Annotated in this window: 9 protein-coding genes; 8 read left to right on the top strand and 1 reads right to left on the bottom strand. The window is 71.5% G+C overall.

From position 1 onward, the window contains the following. Window positions 1–81: 81 nt before the first annotated feature. Window positions 82–1,740: a class I adenylate-forming enzyme family protein gene (locus OG385_RS35205; RefSeq protein WP_266862029.1), complete on the bottom strand. Its 1,659-nt coding sequence runs from the start codon at window positions 1,738–1,740 to the stop codon at window positions 82–84. Between the two features lie 250 nt (window positions 1,741–1,990). Between OG385_RS35205 and OG385_RS35200 the strand changes: the two genes are divergently transcribed. The 8 genes from OG385_RS35200 (at window position 1,991) to OG385_RS35165 (ending at window position 10,656) form a co-directional block, all read left to right on the top strand. Beyond that, window positions 1,991–2,752, top strand: a complete 762-nt coding sequence (locus tag OG385_RS35200; RefSeq protein WP_266862028.1) for an SDR family NAD(P)-dependent oxidoreductase — start codon at window positions 1,991–1,993, stop codon at window positions 2,750–2,752. A 117-nt stretch (window positions 2,753–2,869) separates the two neighbouring features. Beyond that, window positions 2,870–4,105, top strand: coding sequence for an NADH:flavin oxidoreductase (locus OG385_RS35195; protein ID WP_266862027.1), 1,236 nt, complete (start codon window positions 2,870–2,872; stop codon window positions 4,103–4,105). Between the two features lie 11 nt (window positions 4,106–4,116). Further along, on the top strand, window positions 4,117–5,772 hold the full coding sequence (locus OG385_RS35190; protein ID WP_266862026.1) for an AMP-binding protein: 1,656 nt from the start codon (window positions 4,117–4,119) through the stop codon (window positions 5,770–5,772). 40 nt (window positions 5,773–5,812) lie between these two features. Beyond that, window positions 5,813–6,979: an acyl-CoA dehydrogenase family protein gene (locus OG385_RS35185; RefSeq protein ID WP_266862025.1), complete on the top strand. Its 1,167-nt coding sequence runs from the start codon at window positions 5,813–5,815 to the stop codon at window positions 6,977–6,979. Beyond that, on the top strand, window positions 6,976–7,935 hold the full coding sequence (locus OG385_RS35180) for a bifunctional MaoC family dehydratase N-terminal/OB-fold nucleic acid binding domain-containing protein (RefSeq protein WP_266862024.1): 960 nt from the start codon (window positions 6,976–6,978) through the stop codon (window positions 7,933–7,935). The genes OG385_RS35185 and OG385_RS35180 overlap by 4 nt, the downstream gene beginning before the upstream one ends. Continuing rightward, complete coding sequence (locus tag OG385_RS35175; RefSeq protein WP_266862023.1) at window positions 7,935–9,044, top strand: acyl-CoA dehydrogenase family protein; 1,110 nt, start codon at window positions 7,935–7,937, stop codon at window positions 9,042–9,044. The genes OG385_RS35180 and OG385_RS35175 overlap by 1 nt, the downstream gene beginning before the upstream one ends. Then, window positions 9,041–9,475 carry a MaoC family dehydratase gene (locus tag OG385_RS35170; protein ID WP_266862022.1) on the top strand — a complete coding sequence of 145 codons (435 nt, stop codon included), beginning with the start codon at window positions 9,041–9,043 and terminating at the stop codon, window positions 9,473–9,475. Before OG385_RS35175 ends, OG385_RS35170 begins: the two co-directional genes overlap by 4 nt. Beyond that, window positions 9,472–10,656 (top strand): lipid-transfer protein, encoded by a 1,185-nt coding sequence (locus tag OG385_RS35165; RefSeq protein WP_266862021.1) that lies wholly within the window; start codon window positions 9,472–9,474, stop codon window positions 10,654–10,656. The genes OG385_RS35170 and OG385_RS35165 overlap by 4 nt, the downstream gene beginning before the upstream one ends. The last annotated feature ends 63 nt before the right edge of the window (window positions 10,657–10,719 follow it).

Raw genomic sequence — 10,719 nt, 5'->3', positions numbered from 1 at the left:
CACACTGCACCAGGCGGACACAGCGCGGCCCCGGCCGGAGGTTCTCTCCTGCCGGGGCCGCGCCGTGTCCGCCGCGCCGTGTCAGACCCGCACCTCGCGCCGTACGACCTTCCCCGTGGCGTTCCGCGGCAGGGCCTGCGTGGTGATCCGCCACCGTGACGGCACCTTGTAGTACGCAAGCCGCTGCCGCACGAACTCCGCCAGGGCGGCATCGGTGAGCGACGCCTCCTCGCCGGCGACGACCACCGCCGCCACTTCCTGCCCCAGATCGGGGTGCGGCACCCCGAGCACCAGGCACTCCCGTACTCCCGGGCACTCGGCGAGCACGTTCTCGATCTCCGCCGGATAGACGTTCTCGCCGCCGCGCAGGATCAGATCGGAGCGCCGGCTGGTGAGCCGCAGGAGGCCGTCCTCCAGCACTCCGATGTCACCGGTGTGCAGCCAGCGGCCGTCCCGGACGGCCTGGGCGGTCGCCTCCGGATCCTCCCAGTAGCCGAGCATCACGAACGGGCTGCGCAGACAGATCTCGCCCTCCTGACCCCCGGGGAGCGGCCGGCCCTCGGCATCACGTACCTCAAGTTCCACGGTCACGACCGGACGGCCCAGACTCTCCGGAGACTGAGCGAGGTCGGCCGCGGTGGCCACGGCCGCGCCGGTGCAGGACTCCGTCAGTCCGTAACTGTTGGCCAGCGCACGGCCGGCCGCCGGCAGGACCTCACGCAGCCGTGCGTGGAAGGCCGGGGTGGACGGCGCCGACGCGAGGGAGAAGGCCGTGAGGGACGACAGGTCGTAGCGGTCCAGTCCGCCGTGCTCGACCAGCCGGTGCGCCATGGTCGGTACGGCGCCCCAGTTGGTGACCCGCTCGCGTTCGATGAGGCGCAGTACACGGTCCACGTCGAACCGGCCCTGGTGCATCACCACGGCGCCCCCGTCCACGAGCCGGGGGACCGCGAGATTGTGCAGCGCCGCGATGTGGAAGAGGGGCAGCGCGAGCAGGTGCCGGCGGTCCTCCGGGCCGTCCGGACTGCCGAACTCCGTGGCCAGGGCGTTGTTGAGCCGGTGATAGTCGATCACGGCCAGCAGGTTCCGGTGCGAGTGCACCGCGCCTTTGGGCCGGCCCGACGTGCCACTGGTGTAGACGATGACGGCGGGATCGTCCTCGTCGATCTCCGGCGCAGGCAGGGGCGCATCGGGATACCGCCGCACGAACTCCTCGACGTCCTCCTCGAACGTCAGCAGGGGTACGGGTGAACCGGCGGCCAGGGCGGCCCGCTTGGCGTCGGCCAGCACAACCCTGGGGCGGGTGTGGCCGATCGCGTACGTGATCTCGGGCGCCGACCACCACGCGTTGTAGCCGACGGCGACGGCGCCGAGCGACACCGTCGCCCAGAACGCCACCACCCACCCCGGGGTGTTCGCCCCCAGTATCGCCACCCGGTCGCCCTTGCCGACCCCGTAGTCGTCCCGCAGCACCCGGGCCAGCGAAGCGACCCTCCGCGCGTGGCAGGCGAACGAGATCCGCTCGTGCTCGGTCACCAGGTAGTCGCGGTCACCGTGCCGCACCGAGGCGGCCACGATGTCGGCGAGTGACGTGCCGCGGTGCGCGAACACCTGCATGCGCGAGCCCAGCACGTCCTCGTGGACCAGCTCGAAGGCACCGCCGGGGCCGGTCAGCCGCCGCATGACCTCCGGTACCGATTCCTTGTGGTCCTGGCCCTGGTCCGCCGCCGTCGCGCTCATGCGCCTTCCTCTCACCGGAGTGGATGATGTGCGCGTTCATCGTTCTCCGCCGGACCGCGGCCGCGTTGGGCTTTTCCCGGTCACCGGGACCCGTGTGGACGCGCCCCGCCGGCGCCCTGCCACTCAGTGGGACACGGCTCCCCCTCACGTCCGTACTGCCTCGAACATAGCCGGGGCCGGCGGCCTGACCAAGGCCCTGGATCGTCCACGAGAACAGTCCATGAGAACCGTCCACGAGAGAGGGAGACCGGTGGGACATCTGGAGGGGAAGACCGCGATCGTCACCGGCGGGGGCCAGGGGGTGGGCCAGGGCATCGCCCTCGCCCTGGCCGCCGAGGGAGCGGCGATCGCCGTCATCGGCCGGACCCCGGCGAAACTGGAGGCGACCTGCGAACTGCTGCGAGCCCGCGGAGCGCGGGCCGAACCGTTCAGCTGCGACGTGTCGGCCACCGAACTGGTCCCGGAGCTCGTGGAGCGGATCGCCGGGAGCTTCGGACGCATCGACATCCTCGTCAACAACGCCTACGACGGCGCCTACGGCCCGCTGCTGTCGATGACCGACGCCGACTTTCAGCAGGGATTCCGCAGCGGCCCCTTCGCGGCGTTCGCGTTCATGAAGGCCTGCCACCCTCATCTGAAGCGCCATGGCGACGGCGTCGTCATCAACCTGGTCACCGGGGCCATGGTCCGCTGGGACCTGCGCACCTACGGCGCCTACGCGGCGGCCAAGACGGCCGTCCGCTCCCTGACCCGCACCGCCGCCAACGAGTGGGGGCCGGACGGTATCCGGGTCAACGCGGTCGCGCCCCACGCTGCCTCGCCCGGCTATGTGCGCTGGGCGGACACCAACCCCCAGGAGGCAGCGGACTTCTGCGCCTCCATACCGCTGGGCCGCGTCGGCGACTGCGAGGCGGACATCGGCCGTGCCGTGGTCATGCTGTGCGGGCCGGACGCCCGCTACCTCACCGGAGCGACAGTGCCCCTGGACGGCGGCCAGGCCAACTTCGACTGACCGGGGCACCGGGCGCCGGCGGCTCTCCCGGTCAGCGGGACCGCGCCCGCCCGACGGCCCTGCGCTGAATAACGTCGCGACCGCCACCACGACGGGTGTGCGGATGGAGGTTCCCCCTTGACCCAGATACAGCACCAGCCGCCCGGAACACCGGACGTACTGGCCCCCGCGACACTCGGACCCATCTCGTTGCGCAACCGCACGGTCAAAGCGGCGACATACGAGGGCCTGAGCCGGCACGGCCTGGTCACCCAGGACCTGATCGACTTTCACGTACGGCACGCGGCAGGCGGGGTCGGTATGACCACCGTCGCCTACTGCGCGGTGGCCCCGGAGGGCAGGACCGGTGCGCACCAGATCCTCTGGCGGCCCGAGGCCCTGCCAGGACTGCGCAAGCTGACCGACGCCGTCCACGCCGAAGGAGCGGCCGTCTCCGCCCAGATCGGTCACGGCGGACCGGTGGCCAGCCCGAAGGCCAACGGCCTGCCCGCGCTCTCGCCCAGCCGCCACTTCCACCGCACCACCCTCAGCTTCGCGCGCGAGGCGACCCACGCCGACCTGCGGCGCATCGTCCGCAACCACGCCGACGCCGCCACCATGGCCGTCGAGGCCGGCTTCGACGCGGTCGAGATCCACCTCGGCCACAACTACCTCGCCAGCTCCTTCCTCAGCCCGCGCATCAACCACCGCAAGGACGCCTACGGCGGCAGCCTGGACAACCGCGCCCGCTTCCCCCGCGAGATAGCCCGCGCCGTACGCGCCGCGGTCGGCAAGCGGATCGCGGTCATCGCCAAACTGAACATGGACGACGGCGTCCCGGGAGGCTTCTGGCTCGACGAGGCCATCCCCGTCGCCCGCCAACTGGAGAGCGACGGCTCGCTCAACGCCCTGGAACTGACGGTCGGAAGCTCCCTGCTCAACCCGATGTACCTGTTCCGGGGCGATGCCCCGCTGCGGGAGTTCGCCCAGATCATGCCCCAACCGGTCAGGACCGGCATCAAACTCGTCGGCAGCCGGGTGCTGCACAGCTACCCGTACGAGGACGCCTATCTCCTCGACCAGGCCCGGCAGGTCCGCGCCGCCGTAGACCTGCCGCTCATCCTGCTGGGCGGGATCACCAGCAGGCCGACCATGGACCTCGCGATGCGTGAGGGATTCCAGTTCGTCGCCATGGGGCGCGCCCTGCTGCGCGAACCCGATCTGATCAACCGGATCCGGACGGAGGCCGACACCCCCTCCCTCTGCATCCACTGCAACAAGTGCATGGTCACCTTCCACGGCGGTGTCCGCTGCGTACTCGTCGAAGTACCCGGCGGCCGGAGCGCCGGCGGGGATACCCCGATCACCGGGTGAAAGGGACGACATTGCCACACGACACCATCGCCGACCTCCTCCTCGCCCGGGCGGGCGACAACCGCCCGGGCCTCCTCACCCGGGAGCGGGAATGGACCTGGGACGAGGTCGTCAGGGAGAGCGCCGCACGCGCGGCGCTGGCCCGTTCCCTGCGGACCGACGGCCCGTTCCACATCGGGGTGCTTCTCGACAACGTGCCGGAGTACGTCTTCTGGCTGGGCGGCGCAGCCCTGAGCGGGGCGACCGTCGTCGGCATCAACTCCACCCGGCGCGGCACCTACTTGGAGCAGGAAGTCCGCCATGCCGACTGCCAACTGATCGTCACCGACCGGGCAGGCGGTGAGCTGCTCGACGGGCTGGACACCGGTGTGCCGCCCGAGCGGTATCTGCTCGTGGACGAGCCGGCCTACACCCGACGACTGGCCGCGCACGCGGCCGAACCCGCCCGCGACCCGGCCGTCGCCCCGGACACCCGGATCCTGCTGCTGTTCACCTCCGGCACGACGGGCGCGTCCAAGGCGGCGATCTGTTCGCAGGGCCGCCTCGCCGCACTCGGCCGGGCCAACGCGGCCAAGTACGAAGTGGGCCGTGACGACGTGTGCTACTGCCCGATGCCGCTGTTCCACGGCAATGCGCTGATGGCCCTGTGGGCACCGGCCCTGGCGGTCGGCGCCACCGTCGCGCTGACCCCGAAGTTCTCGGCCTCCGGCTTCCTGCCCGACGTACGGTTCTTCGGCGCCACGTTCTTCACCTACGTGGGCAAGGCAGTCGCCTATGTCCTGGCACAGCCGGAGAACAGCACCGACACCGACAACCCGCTGACCCATGCCTTCGGCACCGAGGCCTCGCCCGAGGACAGGGCCGCCTTCCTGCGCCGCTTCGGGTGCCGGCTCGTCGAGGGCTACGGCTCAAGCGAGGGCGCCGGGATGCTCCGGCAGGCACCGGACGGGCCGGTGGGCGCACTCGGCGTGCCCGCCCGCGACAGTGTGCGGATCGTCGACCCGGAAACCCGCCTGCCCTGTCCGCCCGCCGTCCTCGACGGACACGGCAGAGTACAGAACCCCGAAGCAGCCATCGGTGAGATCGTCGACACCGAGGGCGCCGCCCGGTTCGAGGGCTACTACAACAACGACGCGGCGAACGCCGAACGTGTCCATCACGGCTGGTACTGGACCGGCGACCTCGGCTACGTCGACACGGCCGGGTACTTCTACTTCGCGGGCCGCTCCGGCGACTGGATCCGGGTCGACGGCGAGAACACCTCCGCGCTGCTGACCGAACGCATCCTGCGCCGACACCCCGGTGTCGTGGCCGCCGGAGTCTTCGGCGTCCCCGACCCCCGCAGCGGCGACCAGGTCATGGCCGCCATCGAGATCCCCGAAGGCACGCGCTTCGAGAAGCTGAGCCTGCCGGAGTTCCTCGCCGGCCAGGAAGACCTGGGCACCAAGAGCACACCCCGCTACATCCGGGTCTCGCACGCCCTGCCGGCCACCGGCTCCAACAAGCTGCGCAAGAAGGAGATGCAGGCCGACGGATGGCGCTCCGACGACCCGGTCTACCGCTGGACGGGACGCGGACGGCCCGACTACGTCCTCATGACCGACGAGGACAAGGCGGTACTGCGCGACGAGTTCCTCACCAACGGACGCGGACGCTTCCTGCCCTGACCGCGCCGCCGGTGAGGCCGCAAGGAGACTGGAGAACCACATGCAACTGCGCGAGAGCGCCGCGCAGCGTGAACTGCGCAAGGAACTGAGAGCGTACTTCGCGGGCCTGCTGCCCGAGGACGAACGGCGCCGGGCCGGCGAGGAAGGAGTGGGCGGACCGCGCTTCCGGGAGATCGTGGGACGGCTCGGCGCCGACGGGTGGCTCGGCATCGGCTGGCCCGAGGAGTACGGCGGCCAGGGCCGGACGGCCGAGGAGCAGTACGTGTTCTTCGACGAGGTCCAACGGGCCGGACTGCCCTTCCCGTTCGTCACCGTGAACACGGTCGGACCCACGCTCATGGAGTACGGGACCGAGGACCAGAAGAAGCGGTTCCTGCCGGGCATCCTCACCGGCGACACGGTCTTCGCCATCGGCTACACCGAACCGGGCGCCGGCACCGACCTGGCATCGCTCACCACCCGGGCGGTACGGGACGGCGGCCACTTCGTCGTGGACGGCAGCAAGATCTTCACCAGCGGAGCGAACACCGCCGACTACATCTGGCTCGCCGCCCGCACCGATCCCGACGCCCCCAAACACCGCGGAATCTCCATCCTCACCGTGCCGACCGACGCCGACGGGTTCTCCTGGAGCCCGATCCGGACCGTGGGGGGCATGGTCGTCACCGCCACCTACTACAGCGGGATCCGGGTGCCTGGCAGTGCTGTGGTGGGTGAGGTGAACGGCGGCTGGCGGCTGATGACAGCACAGCTCAACCACGAGCGGATCGGCCTGGCGGCCCTCGGCGGCCGCACCGTCCAGCTCTGGGAGCGGGTCCTGGAATGGGCCAAGGACAACGGCGCCGTCGAACTGCCCTGGGTACGCCATGAGTTCGCCCGCACCTACGCCCGTATCGAAGCCATGCGCCTGATGAACTGGAAGATGACCGACGCCGTCGCACACTCCAGGCTGACCGGAGCGGACGCCGGCGCCGCCAAGGTGTACGGCACCGAGACCCACATCGACGTCCAGCGCTCGCTGACCCAGATCCTGGGCGCGGCCGGACGGATCCGTCCCGAGTCGCCAGGAGCGGCGCTGGCCGGGCAGGTCGAGCAGTTGTCACGCCAGGGCATCGTGAACACCTTCGGCGGCGGCGTCAACGAAGTGCTGCGCGACATGGTGGCCACCCAGGGCCTTGGCCTTCCCCGCAAGGGACGTGGCCGGTGAATACGGCGAGTGAGGAGTACGAGAGGCGGCTGCAGTCCTTCACCGGACGCGACCTGCACGCCCTCACGCCCGGTCAGGACCCGGTGAACCAGCCGATGATCCGGCACTGGACCGAGGCGATGGGCGACACCAGCCCGGTGTACACCGACGAGTCGGCGGCCCGAGCCACCGGGCGGGCAGGCGTCGTCGCCCCGGCCTCGATGGTGCAGGCGTGGACGATGCGGGGCTACGCCGCATCGGTCGCCCCGCCCTCCGCCCGCTCCGGGTTCGACGAGCTGGTCGACCTGCTCGACGAGGGCGGCTACACCTCCGTGGTGGCGACCGACTCGGAGCTGGAGTTCACGCGCGAACTGGTGCCCGGTGACCACATCGCCGTACAGGAGGCCGTGGAGTCGGTCTCCGCGGAGAAGCGGACCGGTCTGGGCGCCGGGCGCTTCGTCACCACGCTGAAGACCTACCGTGACCAGGACGGCCGGGTCGTCGCCGTTCAGCGCTGGCGCACCCTGCGGTTCCGGCCAGCCGCACCGGAGGCAGCCGGCCGTCCCCCGGCACTGCGCCCCCGGCCCGCCGTCAACCGGGACAACGCCTTCTGGTTCGAGGCGGCGAAGGGCCACCGGCTGGTGATCCAGCGCTGCGCCTCCTGCGGGACGCTGCGTCACCCGCCGGGCCCGTGCTGCCCGCGGTGCGGCTCGTTCGCATGGGACACCGTTGCGGCGTCGGGCCGGGGACGGGTGTACACCTTCACGGTCAACCACCGTCCGAGGCACCCGGCGTTCTCGTACCCGCTCGTTGTCGCCGTCGTCGAACTCGCCGAAGGCACCCGGCTCGTCACCAATCTGACCGGCGTCGCGCCCGAGGACGTCTTCATCGACATGCCGGTCGTTCTCGACTGGCTCGACGCCGACCCCGATCTGTCCCTGCCGGTGTTCCGGCCCGCCGCAACGGAGGCCTCCTGATGGACTTCTCGCTGGGAGAAGAGCTCGAAGCGCTACGGGATCTGGCCCATGAGATCTTCACCGACCACGCCACGCCGGAGCGGCTCCGGGAGGTCGAGACATCCGCGACGCGCGTCGACGACAAGCTCTGGAACGACCTGGCCGGGACGGGACTGCTCGCCGCACCGCTCCCGGAGGAGACCGGCGGCGCCGGACTCGGCCTGGCCGCGCTGTGCGTGATCCTTGAGCAGCAGGGCCGGAGCGTGGCCCCCGTCCCGGTCTGGCCCGCCGTCCTGGCCGCGCTGGCTCTCGCCGCGCACGGCTCGGCGCCGCAGCGTGCGGCGCTGCTGCCGTCCGCGGCCGACGGCACGGCCCGGTTCACCCTGGCGCTGGAGGAGTTCGGCCCCGCCGGCCCTCGCGAGCCGCGGACCGGGGCCACGCCCGACGGACCCGCATGGCGGATCAGCGGCACCAAGGCCGTCGTACCCGCCCCCGCCGGCGCCGGCCGGGTGCTGGTCACCGCGGCCACCGGCACGGGCACGGGCCTCTTCCTCGTACGCTCCGACGCCCCCGGGGTGAGCTGGACGTCCGCCGAGACCACCAGCCATGACCTCAGCGCCCACCTCACTCTGGACGGCGCTCCGGCGGAAGCGGTCGGCGCACCCGGCTCCGGCGCGGTGGAGTGGATCACCGAGCGGGCGGGCGTGGCGCTGGCCTCCCTGCAACTCGGCGTGGCGCAGGGTGCGCTGCGCCTCGCGGCCGAACACCTCGGCGCGCGCGAACAGTTCGGCCGGCCCCTGGCCACCTTCCAGGCCGTACGGCATCAGCTCGCCGACTGCCTCATCGACATCGAAGCGATGCGGGTGACGCTGTGGCAGGCCGTGACCGCGCTGGAGGACGGGGAGGACACCGAGCGGGCGGCGCTGGTCGCCAAGTGGTGGGCCGACGAGGGCGGACTGGACATCGTCCACCGTGTGCAGCACGTGCACGGCGGCATCGGCGTCGACACCGACTACCCGGTGCACCGCCACTTCCTGTGGGGCAGGCAGATCGCCACCACCCTGGGCGGGGCGAGCGCCGACCTGTCCAGCCTCGGCGAGGTCCTGGCGCGCGGGACGGTGGCCTCATGACGGTGCCGAAGACCCGGACGTACGACGAGGTGACGGTCGGCTCCGTACTCCCGCGGCTCGAAATCCCCGTGACCCGGACGCTTGTCGTCGCCACGGCCCTCGCGAGCCGCGACTACCAGGACGTGCACCACGACCCCGAACTGGCCAGGGCGCGCGGTTCGAAGGACATCTTCATGAACATCCTCACCAGCAACGGCCTGGTCGACCGGTACCTCACCGGCTGGGCCGGTCCGGCCGCGGTCGTCAGGGCGATCAGGATCCGCCTCGGCGCCCCCAACCACCCGGGCGACACCATGGTGCTCACCGGCACCGTGGTCGCCAAGGCCGACGAGGACCGGCGCGTCGAGGTCGCGGTGCGCGGCACCAACAGTCTGGGCGCGCACGTGACCGGCACCGTCGTGGTGTCCCTGCCGAAGGGGGCGGCTTCGTGAGGGCCGCGAGCGTGCTGCCGGGCAGCGCCGCCGTCGTCGGTATCGGCGCCACCGAGTTCTCCAAGAACTCCGGCCGCAGTGAACTCCAGCTGGCCTGCGAGGCCGTCCTCGCCGCCGTCGCCGACGCGGGCCTGGTCCCCGCCGACGTCGACGGTCTGGTCACCTTCACCGCGGAGACCAACTCCGAGATCCACGTGGCCCGCAACACGGGGATGGGCGAGGTGACGTTCTTCTCGCGCATCGGCTACGGCGGAGGGGCCGGCTGCGGCACCGTGCAGCAGGCGGCGATGGCTGTCGCCACCGGCGCCGCCGAAGTCGTCGTCTGCTACCGGGCCTTCAACGAACGCTCCGGCGAACGGTACGGCCTGGGGCAGGCCGACCGGCCGATGGACACCAGCGCCGACCGTGCCGCGTACGCCTGGATGACCCCGTTCGGGCTGAACACGCCCGCCCAGTGGGTGGCCATGTTCGCCCGCCGCTACATGCACGAGTACGGCGCGGGCAGCGAGGACTTCGGCAGAGTCGCGGTGGTGGACCGCAGGCACGCCGCGAACAACCCCGCCGCCTGGTTCCACGGCCGCCCCATCACCCTGGCCGACCACCAGAGTTCGCCCTGGATAGCCGAACCGCTGCGCCTGCTGGACTGCTGCCAGGAGACCGACGGCGGCCAGGCCCTGGTGGTCGTGTCCGCCGAACGGGCCCGTGACCTGCCGCATCCCCCCGCCGTGATCCGCGGGGCGGCGCAGGGGCTGGGGGACGACCAGCACATGATGACCAGCTACTACCGCCCGAGCATCAGTGGCATTCCGGAGATGGGCCTGGTCGGGCGGCAACTGTACGGGCAGAGCGGCTTGGGTCCCGGCGACATCGACGCCGCGGTCCTGTACGACCACTTCACCCCGCTGGTTCTGCCGCAGCTGGAGGAGCTGGGGTTCTGCGGTACGGGCGAGGCGAAGGACTTCATCGCGGACGGGCACCTCGATCTCGGTGGCCGGCTGCCACTGAACACCCACGGCGGGCAGCTCGGCGAGGCCTATCTGCACGGCATGAACGGCATCGCCGAGGGCGTCCGGCTGGTCCGCGGCACCTCGGTGAACCAGCCCGACGGCGTCGGCCAGGTGCTGGTCACCGCCGGCACCGGCGTGCCGACCAGCGGTCTGATCCTGGGAACCGGCCGATGACCACGTCCCCCCGCCGGCCCGGTCCTGACGACCGACGGGGCCCGACCGCACAAGGAGATCCCC

The sequence above is a fragment of the Streptomyces sp. NBC_01306 genome (assembly GCF_026340465.1).
Classification (GTDB): Bacteria; Actinomycetota; Actinomycetes; order Streptomycetales; family Streptomycetaceae; genus Streptomyces.
Note: the sequence above shows the minus strand (reverse complement) of the source record. Positions and strands in the feature narration are given on the sequence as shown.

Coding starts and splice junctions, on each gene's coding strand:
- OG385_RS35175 (WP_266862023.1), top strand. CDS start 7,935: ATGGACTTCTCGCTGGGAGAAGAGCTCGAAGCGCTACGGGATCTGGCC.
- OG385_RS35170 (WP_266862022.1), top strand. CDS start 9,041: ATGACGGTGCCGAAGACCCGGACGTACGACGAGGTGACGGTCGGCTCC.
- OG385_RS35185 (WP_266862025.1), top strand. CDS start 5,813: ATGCAACTGCGCGAGAGCGCCGCGCAGCGTGAACTGCGCAAGGAACTG.
- OG385_RS35205 (WP_266862029.1), bottom strand. CDS start 1,740: ATGAGCGCGACGGCGGCGGACCAGGGCCAGGACCACAAGGAATCGGTA.